At 60.8% G+C, this 17,672-nt stretch carries 19 protein-coding genes; 5 read left to right on the plus strand and 14 right to left on the minus strand.

What is annotated here, in order from left to right; genetic code table 11:
• Positions 1 to 6: 6 nt before the first annotated feature.
• Together B3605_RS05830 and B3605_RS05835 are read right to left on the minus strand one after the other, a co-directional pair.
• On the minus strand, positions 7 to 1,596 hold the full coding sequence (locus B3605_RS05830; protein ID WP_113168272.1) for an acyl-CoA ligase (AMP-forming), exosortase A system-associated: 1,590 nt from the start codon (positions 1,594 to 1,596) through the stop codon (positions 7 to 9).
• Positions 1,597 to 1,613: 17 nt separating this feature from the next.
• Positions 1,614 to 2,486: a hypothetical protein gene (locus tag B3605_RS05835; RefSeq protein WP_112818896.1), complete on the minus strand. Its 873-nt coding sequence runs from the start codon at positions 2,484 to 2,486 to the stop codon at positions 1,614 to 1,616.
• 231 nt (positions 2,487 to 2,717) lie between these two features.
• Between B3605_RS05835 and B3605_RS05840 the strand changes: the two genes are divergently transcribed.
• From B3605_RS05840 to yghU, 4 genes are all read left to right on the plus strand, one after another.
• Positions 2,718 to 3,941, plus strand: coding sequence for a glycosyltransferase family 4 protein (locus B3605_RS05840; RefSeq protein ID WP_210297118.1), 1,224 nt, complete (start codon positions 2,718 to 2,720; stop codon positions 3,939 to 3,941).
• Positions 3,913 to 4,824 (plus strand): glycosyltransferase family 2 protein, encoded by a 912-nt coding sequence (locus B3605_RS05845; protein ID WP_112818897.1) that lies wholly within the window; start codon positions 3,913 to 3,915, stop codon positions 4,822 to 4,824. The genes B3605_RS05840 and B3605_RS05845 overlap by 29 nt, the downstream gene beginning before the upstream one ends.
• A gap of 146 nt (positions 4,825 to 4,970) precedes the next feature.
• Entirely contained in the window at positions 4,971 to 5,957 is a 987-nt protein-coding gene (locus tag B3605_RS05850; RefSeq protein WP_112818898.1) for an LLM class flavin-dependent oxidoreductase, read from the plus strand.
• A 75-nt stretch (positions 5,958 to 6,032) separates the two neighbouring features.
• Positions 6,033 to 6,908, plus strand: a complete 876-nt coding sequence (yghU, locus tag B3605_RS05855; RefSeq protein ID WP_113168270.1) for a glutathione-dependent disulfide-bond oxidoreductase — start codon at positions 6,033 to 6,035, stop codon at positions 6,906 to 6,908.
• 86 nt (positions 6,909 to 6,994) lie between these two features.
• On the opposite strand, the gene B3605_RS05860 is transcribed toward yghU, so the two are convergent.
• Both B3605_RS05860 and B3605_RS05865 read right to left on the minus strand, forming a co-directional pair.
• Positions 6,995 to 8,158, minus strand: coding sequence for a low temperature requirement protein A (locus tag B3605_RS05860; RefSeq protein WP_113008992.1), 1,164 nt, complete (start codon positions 8,156 to 8,158; stop codon positions 6,995 to 6,997).
• Positions 8,159 to 8,188: 30 nt separating this feature from the next.
• The gene (locus B3605_RS05865) at positions 8,189 to 8,356 is read right to left on the minus strand and encodes a Thivi_2564 family membrane protein (protein ID WP_018896674.1); all 168 of its coding nucleotides are present in this window, start codon (positions 8,354 to 8,356) and stop codon (positions 8,189 to 8,191) included.
• A gap of 176 nt (positions 8,357 to 8,532) precedes the next feature.
• On the opposite strand from B3605_RS05865, the gene B3605_RS05870 reads away from it, so the two are divergent.
• The gene (locus B3605_RS05870) at positions 8,533 to 8,718 is read left to right on the plus strand and encodes a DUF3008 family protein (protein WP_112818901.1); all 186 of its coding nucleotides are present in this window, start codon (positions 8,533 to 8,535) and stop codon (positions 8,716 to 8,718) included.
• A 46-nt stretch (positions 8,719 to 8,764) separates the two neighbouring features.
• On the opposite strand, the gene B3605_RS05875 is transcribed toward B3605_RS05870, so the two are convergent.
• The 10 genes from B3605_RS05875 to B3605_RS05920 all read right to left on the minus strand — a co-directional run bounded on the left by B3605_RS05875 (position 8,765) and on the right by B3605_RS05920 (position 17,589).
• Positions 8,765 to 9,802, minus strand: coding sequence for a dipeptidase (locus B3605_RS05875; RefSeq protein WP_289727811.1), 1,038 nt, complete (start codon positions 9,800 to 9,802; stop codon positions 8,765 to 8,767).
• A gap of 123 nt (positions 9,803 to 9,925) precedes the next feature.
• A complete protein-coding gene (locus B3605_RS05880; protein ID WP_296433269.1) occupies positions 9,926 to 10,270 on the minus strand; it encodes a DUF7674 family protein in 345 nt (114 codons plus the stop codon).
• 56 nt (positions 10,271 to 10,326) lie between these two features.
• Complete coding sequence (locus B3605_RS05885; RefSeq protein WP_113008994.1) at positions 10,327 to 10,614, minus strand: helix-turn-helix domain-containing protein; 288 nt, start codon at positions 10,612 to 10,614, stop codon at positions 10,327 to 10,329.
• A 65-nt stretch (positions 10,615 to 10,679) separates the two neighbouring features.
• Complete coding sequence (locus B3605_RS05890; protein WP_296433271.1) at positions 10,680 to 11,552, minus strand: glycine betaine ABC transporter substrate-binding protein; 873 nt, start codon at positions 11,550 to 11,552, stop codon at positions 10,680 to 10,682.
• Between the two features lie 63 nt (positions 11,553 to 11,615).
• A complete protein-coding gene (locus B3605_RS05895; protein WP_113168266.1) occupies positions 11,616 to 12,497 on the minus strand; it encodes an ABC transporter permease in 882 nt (293 codons plus the stop codon).
• Positions 12,498 to 12,519: 22 nt separating this feature from the next.
• Complete coding sequence (gene proV, locus B3605_RS05900) at positions 12,520 to 13,752, minus strand: glycine betaine/L-proline ABC transporter ATP-binding protein ProV (protein WP_018896681.1); 1,233 nt, start codon at positions 13,750 to 13,752, stop codon at positions 12,520 to 12,522.
• A 437-nt stretch (positions 13,753 to 14,189) separates the two neighbouring features.
• Positions 14,190 to 14,684, minus strand: coding sequence for a GNAT family N-acetyltransferase (locus B3605_RS05905; protein ID WP_113168265.1), 495 nt, complete (start codon positions 14,682 to 14,684; stop codon positions 14,190 to 14,192).
• Between the two features lie 20 nt (positions 14,685 to 14,704).
• Positions 14,705 to 15,583 (minus strand): carbohydrate ABC transporter permease, encoded by an 879-nt coding sequence (locus B3605_RS05910; RefSeq protein ID WP_018896683.1) that lies wholly within the window; start codon positions 15,581 to 15,583, stop codon positions 14,705 to 14,707.
• 3 nt (positions 15,584 to 15,586) lie between these two features.
• On the minus strand, positions 15,587 to 16,477 hold the full coding sequence (locus tag B3605_RS05915; RefSeq protein ID WP_112425135.1) for a carbohydrate ABC transporter permease: 891 nt from the start codon (positions 16,475 to 16,477) through the stop codon (positions 15,587 to 15,589).
• A complete protein-coding gene (locus B3605_RS05920; protein WP_113008998.1) occupies positions 16,474 to 17,589 on the minus strand; it encodes an ABC transporter ATP-binding protein in 1,116 nt (371 codons plus the stop codon). Before B3605_RS05920 ends, B3605_RS05915 begins: the two co-directional genes overlap by 4 nt.
• Between the last annotated feature and the right edge of the window lie 83 nt (positions 17,590 to 17,672).

Here is a 17,672-nt window from a genome sequence, read left to right on the forward strand (position 1 = left end):
GCGAACTCACGAACCTAATTGCTCCCTCAATAGAACCCGATCGAACTTTCCGTTCGGATTGGTTGGAATGGCACTCATTTCAACAACCTGCGACGGAACCATGTACTGCGGCAGGGTCCGGCGGAATGCGGTCAAAAGGGCGCTGACATCGAGCGAGCTGGCGATCGGGCTCGCGACCAGCACGATCCGCTGGCCGAGCGCGCCGTCTTCGACGCCGAGCGCGACCGCGTCCTTGGTAAGGCCGGTGGCGTAGGCCACTTCCTCGATTTCGGTGGGGCTGACGCGGTAGCCCGATGTCTTGATCATCTCGTCGCGCCGACCGACGAAGAACAGGAAGCCCTCCTCGTCGGCAACGACGGTGTCGCCCGAGAAGACGGCGAGCTCAGGCGCACGCCAGCTCGCCTCGCTCCCCGGCACCGGGCGGAAACGCTCGGCGGTGCGGGCGGGGTCGTTCCAATAGCCCATCGAGACGAGCGGGCCGCGATGGACAAGCTCGCCATGCTCGCCCGGATCGCAGCGCGAACCATCGGGCCGGACCACGAGAATCTCCGCGTTGGGGATCGCCTTGCCGATCGAATCCGGCCGGCGGTCGATCTCGGACGGGTCGAGGTAGGTTGAACGGAACGCTTCGGTGAGGCCATACATCAGATAGGGAAGGGCTTGGGGAAACAGGCTGCGCAACCGATCAAGCGTCGCCTTTGGCATGCGGCCGCCAGTGTTGGCGAAGTAGCGCAGTCGCGCAGCCGTTTCGGCAGGCCAGTCGAGTGCTGCCACCTGGATCCAGAACGGCGGTACGCCGGTGATACCAGTCACCTTGTGTTTCTCGCAGAGGCGTATGACATCGCCGGGCAGCAAATAGTTCATCAAGACGACATGCGCGCCGGAATTAAACGCGGTCGTCAGCTGGCTGAGGCCAGCGTCGAAGCTCAGCGGCAGAACCGAGAGAATGGTGTCTTCAGGACCGTTCTTCAAATAATGGCTGACGCTTTCCGCGCCGACAATCATGTTGCGATGGCTGAGAACGACGCCCTTCGGCTTTCCGGTGCTTCCCGATGTATACAGAATGGCCGCCATATCGTAATCGACGGCGACGATGGATGACGCGGTTTCCTGCTCCTGCGAAAACGACGGCGCCCAGCCATGCAGGCGGACCTTACTGATGTCGAGCCCCCGTATATCGCCCGAGGCCTGATCGACGAGCACGATATGCTCGAGGGCCGGGTGATCGGCGATGTGTTCCTGCAGCTGCAGCAGCCGATCGTGCGATGTCACTAGGACGCGGACATTGCAGTCTGCGAGGATATAGGCGACCTGCTGCGGCCGCAGCAGCGGATTGACCGGAACGGTAACGCCGCCTGCCGCCGTCGTGCCGAAGATCGAGACCACCGTCTCCGTCCGCTTTTCGAGCAACACGGCCACGCGGTCGCTTCGCTGCAGGCCGAGGTCGCGAAGGGCGTAGGCAAAGCCGCAGACCCGTCTCCACAGCTCGCCGTAGCTTACGGTTTCACTCTTGTATGTGAGCGCGGGTAGGTCTGCGTATTTCTGCGCGGCCTGGAGAACGAGGTGGGACAGGTTGATCTTGATTGCTGATTGCATGTGTACCTACTCCCCTACTACCAAGGCACGCACGTGAGTTCGCTGTAGAGATAGTCAACCTGGTCGGCCCCCAGTCTGCTGCTTCGAAACATCTTAGGTCGTGGCGAGCGAAGCGCGATCGACAAGCGTGGACGGGCAACGCCGAGCCTGTTTTCCAACAGAGTCATCGGGATGCCGAAGTGGGTCAGCAGGTAGCCGTAAACTTGCTGCGCGGCGTCCTGGAAAAGCTTGGGATCGCCGACGTAGAGGATCGAGGCGAACAGCGGCAGGCGCTTGCGCCGGTCTCTCCGAAATATCACATAGCAGCGCTGCTGGCCGCGCGTGACGACAATGTGGTGTGCGGCAGGCGCATTGGCGTGGTCGCGATAGATCTCAAGATCGCGTCCGTCGAGGCTGGTCTCGATTGCCTTTCGGTCGGAGATGATGCGGATGCCGGTCCCGATACGTGGCACCGGTAAGTTGACGATCAGTGCGGCGGCGGTATCCAGGTCGCTGAAGTTCAGGCGCCGGTTTAGGGGAACGACGTTGCCGCTCGGCGATAGGTCGGTGAAAGTATAACCCTGCTGGCCAAGTATAGCCCGGATCAATCTCAGGCCGTGCGAGCGGTAATTTTCGTCAACGCACCAGGCGGATAGATTGCAGACATTTTCCGTGAGATCGCTGACGTGGCGCTCCGAATAGAAGGCGACCTGCGCGCCAACAACGTGCCCGTCACACATAAGCATGAAGCCGTGGTTCGGTGCCGTGGTTTGCCATGAGGGACGGATCGCGGAGGCCCATAGGGCGGGCGAGAGCCGGCTGTTCAGTTCCGCATGCAGGAAGTCCGCGACCGAGGCGATGTCGCCTGCGGTTATCGGGCATATCACGACGTTCCGTCCCGTCGCTTTCAAAACAGTGTTTGACACAGCCCGCCACTTCCTTTGCAACCACTCGAGACACTATGCTTGAAAGCATTGATGCAAGTATTACCTGTAGTGTTCATAGCCGCTCTTAAGATTGAGCGGTAGTTACACAAAAGGTCTATCGCTTATCCTGTTAGCTAACTAGAGAGTTAACGTGGCGAGATCGTATGGTCGTGGCTCAGCGTGTTCACCAGACGCGTATGGGAGGCCACCATTTCTATGACACAACACGTTCTAATCTTGGTCGAGAACCTTCCGGTTCCGTTCGATCGTCGCGTCTGGCAGGAAGCGCAGGCGCTCAACGACGCGGGTTATGAAGTCTCCGTGATCTGCCCGATGGGCAAAGGCCACAACGAGGCCTATGAGGTGATCAACGACATTCATATCTATCGTCATCCGCTGCGCGAGGCCGACACGGCCGCCGGCTATTTCAGAGAGTACGCGACGGCGCTGATAAACCAGCTCTATTTGTCGTTCCGCGTTCGCCGCCGGCAGCGCATCGATGCCATCCAGGCCTGTAATCCGCCGGACCTGATGTTTCTCGTGGCTCTGGTACACAAGATCCTGTTTGGCACCTACTTCGTGTTCGATCATCATGACCTGAGCCCCGAGCTCTATGTCAGCAAATTCGGCCGTAAGGATTTCTTCTATCGGCTGGTGCAGTTCTTCGAACGCCAGACATTCCGCGTCGCCGATGTCAGCATCGCCACCAACGAGACGTTCCGCGATATTGCAGTGGCCCGCGGCGGAATGTCTCCCGATAAGGTGGTTGTGGTCAAAAGCTATCCCGAGGCCTCGCGCTTCAGGCTGACGGAGGCGGAGCAATCGCTCGTCGTTCCCGGCAAGCACCTGATAGGCTATATCGGCATCATGGGCGCGCAGGATGGCGTGGATACGCTGGTCGAGGCCATGCACGACATTGTTCACGTGCAGAAGCGCGACGACATCAATTGCCTGATTATCGGTGACGGGCCGGAATTCGGCCGCTTGAAGGCGCTCGCCGCCGAAAGACAGCTGGGCGACCGGCTGCGCTTCACCGGCTATCTCAGCGGACCGTCGCTGCTCGCGCATCTTTCGGCGCTCAATGTCGGGATCATTCCCGATCCACCAAACGATTTCAACGACAAGCTGTCGATGAACAAGGTGTTCGAATATATGATGCTCGGCCTACCGATCGTGCAATTCAATCTGCGTCAGGCGACGAACGACGCGGGCGATGCGGCGATGGTCGTGGCGGAACATTCGCCGCGGGCGCTCGCCGAAGGCATCGTCTCGCTCGTGGACGATCGCGAGCGGCGCGAGGAAATGGGTGTGCTCGGCCGCGCCGTTGCCGAGCGCAGCTTCCGCTGGACGGCCGAGGCGCACCGCTATCTCGACGCTTACCGAACCCTGTTCGACCGCAGATTGGACGTCAATGATCAGCGTCATTATCCCGCATCTTGACCAGCCTCAGGCGCTTCGCGCCTGCCTTGTGTCACTGGCCGAGCAGGCAGGTGTGAAGCAAGCGGTCGAGATCATCGTGGTCGACAACGGGTCGCAGGTGCTGCCGGTCGAGACCTGCGCCGCCTTTGCATCCGTCACGCTGCTCTCGGAATCTATTCCGGGGCCGGGGCCGGCGCGCAACCGTGGTGTATCGCGTGCCAGCGGCGAGATACTGGCCTTCATCGATGCCGATTGCCTTGCGGGCAATGGCTGGCTTGCCGAAATCGAGCGGCAATTCTCGAGCGATCCCGAGCGCTCGATCCTGGGCGGCGATGTGCGCATCGCCTATGAAGACACCAATCATCTGACGATGCTCGAAGCCTACGAGAGCGTGTTCGCCTATCGAATGAAGGAATACATCGCCAAACAGGGCTTTACCGGAACCGGCAATCTGGCCATCCGCGCCGAGGTTTTCTCGGCGGTCGGCCGCTTCGGGGGCATCGAGGTCGCCGAGGACCGCGACTGGGGGCAGCGCGCGCTCCGTCAGGGCTATCGCACGCATTATTGCCCGGGCATGGTCGTTTATCATCCCGCGCGCAAGACCTTCGCTGAGCTCGCGCAGAAATGGGACCGGCACACCGCGCATGATTTCGTGCGCATCCAGGCCAAGTCCGCCTGGCGGCTGCGCTGGGTCGCGCGCACGCTCGCCGTGGCGCTGTCGCCGGCCGCGGGCCTGGTCTCCATTATCCGCTCGGATCGCATCAAGGGTCTGCGGTCCAGAGCGCTCGCCTTCGTCGTGGTCGTCCTCATCCGTCTTTATAGGGCGGCGATCATGCTTGGCCTGACATTCGGCGGCAGTGCCGCGAAGATGAGCGGGCGCTGGAACCGCAAGACGGTGGCCTAGGCCGGGATCATTGGCCGGGCAACCCGATCTCAAAAAAAGCAGACGTCCCAACCATTGTTCGGGCGCGTCGCGGACTCCATATACCTTTTGATTAGGGCAGCCGTCTTCAGCGGCTGCCTCCACTTGTTGATTACAAAGGTATTGCCATGGCCGCTCTTTCCATCCTCGAACTTGTTCGCGTGACGGAGGAGACGGACGCCCGTGGCGCACTCGACAACGCACGCGATTTAGCCGCGCATGCGGAAGAGTGGGGCTACCGGCGCATCTGGGTTGCCGAACACCACAACATGATAGGTATCGCGAGTGCCGCGACATCGGTTGTCCTCGCCCACCTCGCTGCCGGCACGAAGACGATCCGCGTCGGGGCCGGTGGCATCATGCTGCCCAACCACCCTCCTTATGTCATCGCCGAACAGTTCGGCACTTTGGCGCGCCTGTTTCCCGATCGCATCGATCTCGGACTCGGCCGTGCGCCGGGAACCGACCAGATGACACTTCGCGCCTTACGCCGGTCGCCGGAGTCAGCCGATCAGTTCCCGCAGGATGTGCTTGAGCTGCAGGCATTTCTCGCGCCGGCCGGCCCGAACCAGCGGATACAGGCGGTTCCGGCTGCCGGCACCGACGTGCCGCTCTGGATTCTCGGCTCCAGCAATTTTGGCGCCATGCTCGCGGGCGAACTCGGCTTGCCCTATGCGTTCGCCTCCCATTTCGCGCCCGAACTTCTTCTCCAGGCGCTGCAGATCTATCGCACGCGTTTCAAGCCATCGGAGCAGCAGTCGCAGCCCTACGCCATGGTCGGCGTCAACGTGATCGCCGCCGAAACCGATGCCGTGGCACGCCGACTTGCGACGACACAGCAGATGTCCTTCACCAACATGTTTCGCGGCACGCGCGGACTGAGCCAGCCGCCAATCGACGACATCGAGACCTATTGGTCGCCGATGGAAAAGGTGCAGGCGCAGCAGATGCTCGCCCGCTCGATCATCGGCTCGCCCGAGACGGTTCGCGTCGGCTTGGAGAAGCTGATCGACGAAACCGGCACCGACGAACTGATGATCGTGTCCGACGTTTATGATCACCACGCGCGCCTGCAATCCTTCGAAATGATCGCCGAGGTCGGGCGAAAGATCTGACACTAAGCCATCCCCATAAAACGCAATCGAGACAGGTTGCGTATCGCATGAAGACGCCACCACTGGAGACAAAGCATGGCCAATTCGACTGAGTATACGCCGCCAAAGATCTGGACCTGGAACAAGGACAGCGGCGGGCGTTTCGCCAACATCAATCGACCGATCGCAGGCGCGACGCATGAGAAGGAACTGCCGATCGGGCGCCATCCTTTGCAGCTCTATTCGCTCGGCACGCCGAATGGCGTCAAGGTGACGATCATGCTCGAGGAGCTTCTCGCCGCCGGTCACAGCGGCGCCGAGTATGATGCCTGGCTGATCAGGATCGGCGATGGCGACCAGTTCGGCAGCGGCTTCGTTCAGGCAAATCCGAACTCCAAGATCCCGGCTCTGGTTGATCGCAGCGGTGCCAAGCCGATCCGCGTTTTCGAATCCGGTTCAATCCTGACCTATCTTGCCGAAAAATTTCAGGCCTTCCTGCCGACGGAGCCGGCGGCGCGCGCCGAATGCTTCTCGTGGCTGTTCTGGCAGATGGGCAGCGCGCCCTATCTCGGCGGTGGCTTCGGCCACTTCTATGCCTACGCGCCGACCAAGATCGAATATGCGATTGATCGCTTCGCGATGGAAACCAAGCGCCAGCTCGACGTGCTCGATCGCCGTCTTGCCGAGAGTGAGTATCTCGGGGGTGCCGAATACACCATCGCCGACATAGCCGTGTGGCCCTGGTATGGCGGGCTGGTGAAGGGCTGGATCTACGAAGCGGCGGAGTTCCTGCAGGTTCAGGAATACAAGAATATCCAGCGCTGGGCCGATCTGATCGGCGAGCGCAAGCCTGTTCAGCGCGGGCGCATGGTCAACCGTCTCTCCGGCGAACCGTCGAGCCAGCTCTGGGAGCGTCACGACGCCAGCGACTTCGACACGAAGACGCAGGATAAGATCGGCTCTGCCGATTAAGTTTCGGATTTGTCGCACCCGGTCGCCATCTCGGCGATCCGGGGTGCGACGGTTCGCCGATGTGCGAATGAGTGAGCCACCGTGGCTCAGGCGGTGGTGGCTTTCGCCTTTCGCAACGCCACATACTCCCACAGAGCGACGAGCAAAAGCGTGACGGTGCTCACCATCTGGATCGTGAAATTCTGCTGCATCGGCAGCACAACGGGGGTCCCCAGCAGGATGGCAAGGCCGGCGATGTGAGAGAGCGGCGGCTTACGCGCGGCTGTCAATTTCAGCCAGATATTTCCGATCAAGAACAGCCCCGGCCCGCCGAGAATGGCGAGCGTGGTCTTCAGGCTGCTATGCTCTTCGGGATGCGACAGGCTGAAGTCCTCACCGACGGCGGTGAGGATGATGCCGGCGACGATCGGCAAGTGCCCGTAGGTGAAAAGACCATGGGCCACGGTTTCGGGCGCCGAGGTCGTCTCCGCCTTGTCGGCCGCCTTCTGCTGGCCGTGGTGGAAATAGATCCACCACATGAAGCCTGTCGTCAGAAACGCGCTGCAGAAAACCATGACCGACAGGTTCGACTGCATGTGTTCCGCGGCAGTCCTGCCCGTCGTCAGAATGGTTTCGCCTAGGCAGAGAATGACGAAGAGAGCACAGCGCTCGGCCATATGCTCGCCCGATATGTCGAGCGTTTCGCGCGGCGACGCTCCCAGTTCAGGCACCCAGTAGCGCGCCAAAGGCGAGACGTACTCGATCAATAGTGCGACGCCCCAAAAGGCGACGCGAGCCTCAAAGCTGGCGAAACCGCCAATTATCCAGAAGACGCTGGAAGCGATCACCCAGACAGTGATGCGCACAAAGGTGAGGTAAGAGGGCCGGTCGACGCCCTTGTAGGCGTAGAGCATGAAGACCGAGCGCACGAGCTGCATGGCGCAATAGAGCGCCGCGAATGCCGTGCCCTGATGCTTGAATGCCTCGGGCAGGGCGATCGCGAGTAGGATGCCGCCGAACATAAGGGCGAAGAGTAGCAGGCGCACCGCTTCCTTGTCGGTGTCGAGCAGGTTGGTGATCCAGGTCGTGTAGACCCACAGCCACCAGATCGCTAGGATCAACAAGATCGATTCCGCGAGCGTCGTCGAACTGAAGTCCTCGACCAGCGTGTGCGACAGCTGGATCAGCGCGAATACGAAGACGAGATCGAAAAACAGCTCCGGAAAGCTGGCCTTCGTCTTCTCGGTGCTTTTACCGCGGATCAGGCTCAATGCGATCCCTCCATCGATCGAGCCCTGGCCTTAGAAAACCGCTAGATATTTCAAAAGCGAAATGATGCCGATGATGATGACGATGATCTGCACGATCTGCTTAGCTCTGGCATCGATCGGCAGGCGGGCAACAAGGTACAAGACAAGGATGATGACCAGGAAGGTTATCAGTATTCCAATCAGTATAGATGCTGCCATTTGGATCCCACTCCGTTGAAAAATCTTTTAGTCACAGAGCGTTAGATAAATCGCTCTTTCGAAAAGGAAAGGATCGGGGGCCAGAAAGTCTATCGCGGCGGTTGAAATGACTGAGCGCTCTGTCGCAGGAACCTTCAGTGTCGCCGTGAGTTCAAGGTGAAAGGGAGAAGACGATCATGCCCGCAAAATCGAAAGCGCAACAAAAGGCAGCCGGCGCAGCTTTGTCTGCCAAGCGCGGTGAAACGCCGAAGAGCAAGCTCAAGGGCGCATCCCGCGAGATGGTGGATTCCATGACGGAAAAGCAGCTTGAGGAATTCGCATCCACGAAGACCAAGGGTAAGCCGGAGCACGTGTCCAAGTAGCCCATGGTTCTCGGCGTTTTATGCCGCGATTACCACCGCTGGTAACTTAGCCGCCCCAAGTGCGCTCGAGCACATCGATCCAGTTCGCGTGGGTGATCTTGACCAGGGCCTTCTCATCGAAGCCGCCGGCGCGGAACGCGTCGATCAACTGAGGTAGACCGGTCGCGTCCTTGATCGTCGCCGGGATCGTCGTTCCATCGAAATCCGAGCCCAGGGCGACGTGGTCGATGCCGATGCGATCGGCGATGTACGCGGCGTGGCGGACCAGGAGGTCGAGGCTGGTGTCGGCGTTGCGGGTGCCGTCGTCGCGCAGGAAGAGCACGCCGAAATTGATGCCCACAAGCCCGCCCGTATCGCGGATGGCGTCAAGCTGCCGATCGGTCAGGTTGCGGCTGTGCGGGCTGATGTGGTGAACGTTGGAATGCGAGGCGACCAGAGGGGCGCTTGAGAGCTTGGCGATGTCCCAGAAGCCTTGCTCATTCATATGCGAGAGATCGACCATGATCTTCAACTCGTTGCAAGCGCGGATCAAATCCTTGCCAGCGTCGGTCAAGCCGGGGCCGATGTCGGGCGATGACGGGAAGCGGAACGGCACCCCGTAAGCAAAAATGTTCGGCCGGCTCCAGACTGGTCCGAGCGTGCGAAGCCCGCTCTGGTGAAGCACATAGAGCGCATCGAGATCGGCGGCGATCGCTTCGGCACCCTCAATATGCATCACGGCCGCGAAGGCGCCGGTTTCGATCGACTGGCGGATATCGGCTGCCGTGCGGCAGACTTTCAGCCCGCCGGCGCTTTGAGCCTCGATGTCGAAGAGAATGCGGGCCATCGCGAGGGTGCGGTTCAGCGATTCCGGCTGTGCCGGCGTCAGGAAATCGCCATTGGCGTCCTTCCCCATGCTGGGCGAGGGGATGTAGATCGCGCAAAGCCCTCCGGCCAGGCCGCCGGCGCGCGCCTTGGGAAGATCGATATGCCCAGTCGCCTCTCCCTCGATAAACGCCTTGGCCGGTTGCGCGATGCCCGAATGCTGCAGCCGGAGCAACACGTCGTTGTGGCCGTCAAAAACGGGCATGAGGGAGTTTGGCATGATGGGGAGGGTCCTGTGTCTCTTTGCTTGCGGGTCTTCGTATGACAGGTCGGCGCCCCCACGCAAACCCAAACCGCGAGCCGTGCGTTGAAAATCGCGCGGCCAGCCGGCTTGTCTGTCTGATTACTGCCTAACGTAGGCGGACGAGAGCGGGCCGAGCTCGGCCAATATCTGGCGCCATCGCGCCGGCTGGGCGCCCGTGCGTGAAATCATCGCCTCGATAAGTCCGGTGGAGACGGCATCCTTCAGTCTTCCATCGCCATTGCGCATGCCGAGCTCAATCAGCTCGAACACCCGCTGCTTGTCCTCAAGCGTCGAAAAACGCTCGGCAATCAGCCAGCCCATGTCGGAGTATAGCGTATGTATATCCCCGAGATCGGTTGGGGCGACATCCTCAATGACGTTCTCCAGCGTGGAGGTAACAGGGACATGCTGTGCCAGTTCAGCGGTGATCGCTTTCGTATCCATTGTCATTTCCTTGTCTTTGTGTGCAGTGATCGGTCGGCCGCACAGCGGCTTTCCGTTCAGCTCGGCCGTTGAGCGTTGTCGTTCGCAACCGGCCATGTCGGTCCCGCCCCATGGCCGCGCAGCAGCCATGCGAGGCTGACCTCAAGCGTATCGGCGATCGTTTCCAGATTGCCGGCAGCGGGCGCCGCGCGGTCGTTTTCCCACGATGCCCAGATGTCGGGCGTGATGCCGAGGCTTCGCGCGGCGGCTTCGATGGAGAGTTTCACCGCGTCGCGGGCGAGCGACATGCGCCCACCCATCGTGTCGTCTTCGGCGTCGGTCGGTTGCAGGCGGTCGATATACATTCATCGCTCCTGTTCGGTCGAAGGGTCGCGCCCCGCCGAAAATCGGGCCGGGCGCGATAATCCGGTCAGCCTTCGTCGCCGATCCAGCTCTTCACCTGGTCGGGATGGTCCTGGATATATTTATCCACGGCTTTGTCGTAGGACGTTTCCTGCGCGGCAAACATCGCCGCTTCGAGATCGGGGATTGACAGATTCATGCGCGACAGGAAGGCAGCAACCTTGGGGTTGTCGGACTTGAAGTCCTTGCGGGCGAGAATGTCGACATGTTCTGCTTCGCCAAGCGACTTCTTCGGGTCATCGAGATAGCGAAGCTTGTGCTTGCCGAACATCCAGTGCGGGCTCCAGGCGGTGGCTACGAACCATTTCTCGCCCCGCATCGCGCGGTCAACCGTAGTCAGCATGCCGGCCTCGCTGGAGATCTGCAGCTTGTAGCCGTCGAGCCCGTAATCCTTCACGGCCTTTTCCGAGAGACGCGTGAGGCCGGCGCCCGGATCGATGCCCTGGATGGTGCCAGAGAGCTTCTTCTGCACGTCTTCCTTCTTCAGGTCCTCGATCGAGCCGATCTGGTCGGCTGGAATGTAATCGGGAACCACCCAGCCGAGCTTGGCGCCGTCATAGACCGTGCCGAGCGTCTCGACCTTGTCCTTGACCTTGGCGTAGTAGTCGGCATGCGTCTGCGGCAGCCAGGCCATCATCATCGTGTCGAGGTCGCCGCGCGCGACACCCTGGTAGAGCGGCGCGACATCAGCCTGTACGAGCTCCACCTTCTGGTTCAGCTTCGTCTCGATCAGCTTAGCGGCAAGCTTGGTGACGAATTCGGCGTCGGACCAGGCGGCCCAACCTATCTTCACCGGCTTGGCATCTTGCGCCATGGTCGAGCTGACCGCGCCGCTGACGAGAGCGGCGGCAAGGCCGAGGGTTGCGAGTGTTTTGAACATGAGTGCTCCTTTGTGAAGGTTCGCATTTGGCAGGCGCTGCCCACCATGATGAGTTGCTAGAGATCAGGCCGTCGCCGGCTTCAGCTTTTCGCCTTCGCTCTTGCTGAACAGGCCCTGCCAGAATGCGGCGCGCGGCTTGCCAAGGCTCTGGGTGATGCGGTCGAGGATGACCGCTAGAATGACGACGGCGATGCCGCCCTCGAAACCGGTGCCGACGTCGAGGCGCTGGATGCCGGTCAGAACCGTGTTGCCGATGCCGCCTGCGCCGATCATCGAGGCGATCACGACCATCGACAGCGACAGCATGATCGTCTGGTTGATGCCCGCCATGATCGAGGGCAGGGCGTTCGGAAGCTGCACCTTGAACAGAAGCTGGGTCGCCGTGCAGCCGAAGGCATTGCCCGCCTCGATGAACTCGCCATCCACCTGGCGAATGCCGAGATTGGTCAGGCGAACTACCGGCGGCATCGAGAAGATGACCGTCGCGATCGCACCGGGGACGGCGCCGAGGCCGAAGAACATGGCGGCCGGGATCAGGTAGACGAAGGCAGGCATGGTCTGCATCAGATCGAGGACCGGACGCACGAAGGCTGCGACGGAATCCTTGCGGGCCATAGCGATGCCGAGCGGCAGGCCAATGAGCATGGCGATCAGCGTCGCGGCGATGACCAGCGACAAGGTCTCCATCATCGGACCCCAGAGCTCGATGTGGTTGACGAGCAGCAGGCCGAGCGCGGTGAACACCGCAAAGCCGATGCCGACGCGCCAGAGCGAGAGGATCACGAAGATCGCGATGCCAACCGGCATGGGGATCGCGAGCAGGGCGTTCTGGATGCCTGACGTCACGAAGCCGATCGTGGCCGCGATGAAATCAAGCACGGGTGAAAAGTTGTCGAGCACATAATTGACGGCAGCGTCGATGCCGTTTCCGATATCGAAGTTCATGATTTATCCGATGTGTTTGTGATCAGCCGGCGCGGTCGAGCGTTTCGAGCAGCGCGGATTTGCTGATGGAGCCGAGATAGCGCTTGCCGCCGTCGATGACGGGAACCGGCCAGGGGCTGGCTGCCACCTTGCCAAGAACGTTCGACAGCGGTTCGTCGGCCGGAATGGCCTCGATCTCGGGCAGGAAGGCGCCGCGATAGGGATCGGCCGTCTTCGCCCTGATCTTCTCGATCAGCGAGGTCTGGCTGATCATGCCGTGATAGGTCTTGTCGCGACCGAGGATGATTGCGTACTCGCGATCGTAGTTCTTCATCCGCTCAAGTGCTGCCGCAGCCGAAACCCCTTCGCGCTCGATGATAGTGACCTGCGACTTGCGGGCGACATCGCCTGCCTTGAAGACATGCGCGACATCGACGTTGCGGAAGAAAGAGCGGACGTAGTCGTTGGCCGGCTTGGTGACGATCTCGTCCGGCGTGCCGATCTGCACGACATTGCCGTTCTGCATGATGCAGATGCGATCGCCGATCCGCATCGCCTCGTCGAGATCGTGGCTGACGAAGACGATGGTGCGGCTGTGCTCGGACTGCAGGCGAACGAGTTCGTCCTGCATTTCGGTGCGGATCAGCGGGTCGAGCGCAGAGAATGCCTCGTCCATCAGGAGAATGGTGGGTTCGCTGGCAAGTGCGCGGGCAAGACCGACGCGCTGTTTCATGCCACCGGAAAGCTGATCCGGGCGACTGTCCGCATAGCCTTCGAGGCCAACGGCCTTCAGCGCGGCCAATGCCTTCTCGCGACGCTCGGCCTCGCCGACGCCGGCAACCTCGAGGCCGAAGGCGGCGTTGCTGAGAACGGTGCGGTTGGGAAGCAGCGCGAAGGACTGGAAGACCATGCTGATATCGCGGCGGCGAAGCGCGATCAGCTCGCTGCGCGACATGTCGGTGATATCGCGGCCATCGATCTTGATTGAGCCGGATGTGGGTTCGATCAGCCGGTTGAGGAGGCGCAGTAGTGTTGATTTGCCGGAGCCCGACAGGCCCATGATGACGAAGATCTCGCCGGCGCGAATATCGAAACTGGCGTCGTTGACGCCGATCGAGCAGCCAGTTGCTGCATGGATCTCGGATTTTGACTTGCCGGCGCGCAGTAGCGCGAGGGCTTTCTTCGGGTGTTCGCCGAAAACTTTGTAGATGTTGTTGAGACTGATCTTGGTCGAAGCCGATGATGTCGGCGCGTCTGTTTCAGTTGCAGCATTCATATAATCTTGGCGCCGAGCTCGAGAGGCCAGGCATTCTCCTTTATTCGCATACGTCCACGATCTGCAGAATATCGTCTGGATCAGGATGTATTATCCGTTGTGTTGCTGAGACAAATAGACATTTTATAAGTCAAATTCGTCCGAGGAAAAATATATTATATCGAAAATATCTATCCGATATGACAAAAGGTCACGTATTCGAACTTTGATACTGTCATTTTCGATAGAGCATTGTGCTCCTTAGCTGCGTATATAGGGCGATATACAAAAATTGTCCATCTTAAAATCAATTTTTGTGACAGACACACCGGTCGCCGGCCCTGTCGAAACAGGCCACAACGCCTGCTGTACCGGCGAAGCAGCGCCACGCCGGCATGACAGGTATTTTTGAAATCAAAGGCTGAATTACGGCGGTGATGCGTCCGAAATCGTGTCCTTTATGAGGAGATTTCGCTCGGGTGGGCTAGCGACAGCATGCCCCGATAAATACCCGGATCGGAGCCCTCGATCGGGATCGCGCCGACGCTCTTGCTGTAGAAATCCATGGGCCCGGCGCCGCCGATCACGCCATAGGGATAGCCCTGCGCATGCATGTCGAGCAGCGTTTCCAGAAGCAGGGCGTGGCCGACACCCTTGCCTCGGGCCGCCTGATCGACGCCGGTGGGGCCGAAGAACCCCTTGGCTGTCGCCTCGTGGCAGGCAAACCCGATCAGTTCTCCCGCCTGAATGGCGATGAAGCAGGTGGTCGGCTGGCGCATGGCAGCGGCGGTCGCCTCGGCCGCCCAACCGGCGCCGAAGCGCGGTTCGATCCACGATGTCAGCGCCGGCAGTTCCGGCACCAGCACGCGGCGGATGGTGACCCCTTGCGACGTCATGCGGCTGTCGAGTGCTGGGTCGCGCTTCAGCTCGTAGAGCTTCACAAGCATGTCCATGGTCTTGATCCTTGTATCTGTCAGCCTTTGACGGCGCCGGCGGTCAGGCCCGCCACGATCCGCCGCTGGAAGATAAGCACGACGGCGATGAGGGGGAGGGTGACGGTGATCGAGGCTGCCATGATCTGCCCGAACGGGTACTCGTAGCGGCTTGTGCCCGCGATCAGGCCGATCGCCACCGGCACGGTGCGGTTCTCGTCGGTCAGCGTGAATGTCAGCGCGAACAGGAACTCGTTCCAGGCGAGGATAAAGGCGAGAATGCCGGTGCTGGCCAGCGACGGCCCCATCAGCGGCAGCAGCACCTTCATCAGGATGCGGAAGTGCGAGCAGCCGTCGATGATGGCAGCCTCTTCCAGTTCTCGTGGGAACTCGCGGATGAAGGTGGTGAGAATCCATGTCGTGAAGGGCACCGTCGACAGGAGATAAGTGAGGATCAGCGCGCTCGGGCGATTGAAGAGCCCGAGCCAGTTGATCAGCTCGAACATGCCCGAGAGCACGACCACCTGCGGGAAGATCGAGATCATCAGGACGATCATCAGGATCGCGCGTCGCTGCGGAAACTCGATGCGGCCGAGCGCGTAGGCGGCCGACAGCCCAATGATCAGCGACAGGAAGGTCGTCGATATCGCGACATAGGCCGAGTTGAGCAGCGACCCCATGAAGACCGGGTTGTCGATCAGTTGCCGGTAGTAGGTGAAATCCAGCGCCGGCATCAGGGCCGAGCGATAGAGTGCCGCACCCTGCTTCGTCGAGGAGACGAAGGCCCAATAATATGGGAACAGCGTATAGACGAGCACGAGCAGCAGGGCGAAAATCTGCAGGCCGCGCACGACGCGCCGTCTCATTCGATAGTAGCCGGCGGGCTTGCGCAGTGCCTTTTGTGCGATTGCATTGGCCATCGATCAGGTCCCCGCCGCTTTGTCGAGGCGAAGAACCCCGATGATGATGATTGCGACAAGCGCGACGAGCAGGAAGACCCAGGTCGACGCTGCCGAGCCGACGCCGAGTTCTTGGAAGCTGATCAGCCGGTCGCGGGCATAGATCGATACGGTCATCACGTTCTCGTTGCTGGCCGCGAGGACATAGGCAAGGTCGAACATTCTGAGCGCGTCGAGAACACGGAAGAGGACGGCGACGCCGATCGCCGGGCGCAGCATCGGAAGGGTGATCGACCAGAAGCGCTTCCAGGCAGGGATGCCGTCTACTTCGGCGGCCTCGAAGATCTCCGGCGATATTAGCTGAAGACCGGCGAGGATGAGCAGCACCATGAAAGGCGTGGTCATCCACACGTCGATGAAAATGACGACGCCCATGATCAGCGAGCTGCTGGCCGTCCAGGCAATACCGTGATCGACCACGCCGAGCCCCGTAAGGATCTTGTTTATGACGCCGAACTGGTCGTTGAGCATCCATTCCCAGATCTTGGTGGCGACGACGACAGGAATGGCCCATGGCACCAGAATGGCGGCGCGCGCCAGGCCGCGGCCCGGGATCATCTCGTTGAGCAGCAAGGCGATCGCAAGCCCGAGGGCGGTCTCGATCGCGACCGAGATGACGGTGAACACGAGCGTGTTCTTCACCGCAACCCACCAGCTGTGGTCGTTGATGACCTCCATGAAGTTATCGAGACCGACCATGGAGTAGACGGAGGGGTCGTCAAGATAGGCGTCGGTGAAGGAGAAGAAGAAGGTCCGGCTCAGCGGCCAGACGGCGACCAAGAGGATGACGGCGATGACGGGAACCAGAAACAGCCATGCGGCCCGGTAATCGCGGCGGGCGAGTTTGGCGCTCATGGTTGGCTCACCTGTGCCTGTCCGCCGGCTGGATGGCTGAGCAGAACGCGCTTGCCGTCGGCCGTAAAGGCGAAGACGGCGGCGTCAGCGAAATCCAGGCCGACAGGCTGACCGATGAGATCATGCGCAGGCGCCTTCGCTACGCGGATGACCCAGACGGTGTCGTCGGTGATCCGGCAATAGGCGAAATGCTCGTGGCCTAGGTCTTCGACGCGTTCCAGCGTGCAGGTGATTCGGCCTTCATTCGCGCCAACAAGCCGCAGTCCCTCAGGCCGGATGCCGATCTCGGCGATTGGGCCTGAGGGATTGTTGGCGACCATGGCGATCGAGAGATTGCCGGGGCCGACGATCGTGCCCGCATCCGCGCCTGTCTTCGGCGAGACGGCCAGGAAGTTCATCCGGGGGCTGCCGATGAAGCTTGCAACGAAGCGATTGTCAGGGGCGTGGTAGAGTTCCTGCGGCGTTCCCACCTGCTCAATGCGGCCGTGGTTCAGGACGACGATCCGGTCGGCGAGCGTCATCGCTTCCGATTGATCGTGGGTGACGTAGATCATCGTCGTCTTCAGGTCGTCATGGAGCTTGGCGATCTCCATGCGCATTTCCATTCGAAGATCGGAATCGAGGTTGGACAGCGGCTCGTCGAACAGGAAGATCTCGGGCTGGCGCACCAGCGCCCGGCCGATCGCCACGCGCTGGCGCTGGCCGCCGGAGAGTTCGCGCGGCCGGCGATCCATCAGGTGGTCGACCTTGAGCATGCGCGCAACCGATGAGACCTTCTGGCTGATGGCGTCCTTGGCCATGCCCAGCGTTTCCAGCGCGAAGCCGATGTTGCGGGCGACGCTCATATGCGGATAGAGCGCATAGGACTGGAAGACGAAGGCGACGCCGCGTCTCGAGGCCGGAACATCGGTCACGTCCTCGCCGCCGATCGTCACGACACCCTTGGATGCGGCGACAAGGCCCGCGACGATGCGCAGAAGCGTTGACTTGCCGCAGCCGGAAGGGCCGACGAAGACGACGAACTCGCCGTCGTTGATCCTGAGGTCGACGCCTTGAATGACGGTGTGCGTCCCAAAATTCTTCGAAACGGATTCAAGCGAAACCGATGCCATTTTTCACCCGGACTTGATCACGATAAAGGGCTCGCCCCCTTGCTGGTGGCGGTGTGCGATGCGCGAGACCAGGGCAGACCGAT

It is taken from the genome of Rhizobium sp. UBA1881, assembly GCF_002338015.1.
GTDB lineage: Bacteria > Pseudomonadota > Alphaproteobacteria > Rhizobiales > Rhizobiaceae > Rhizobium.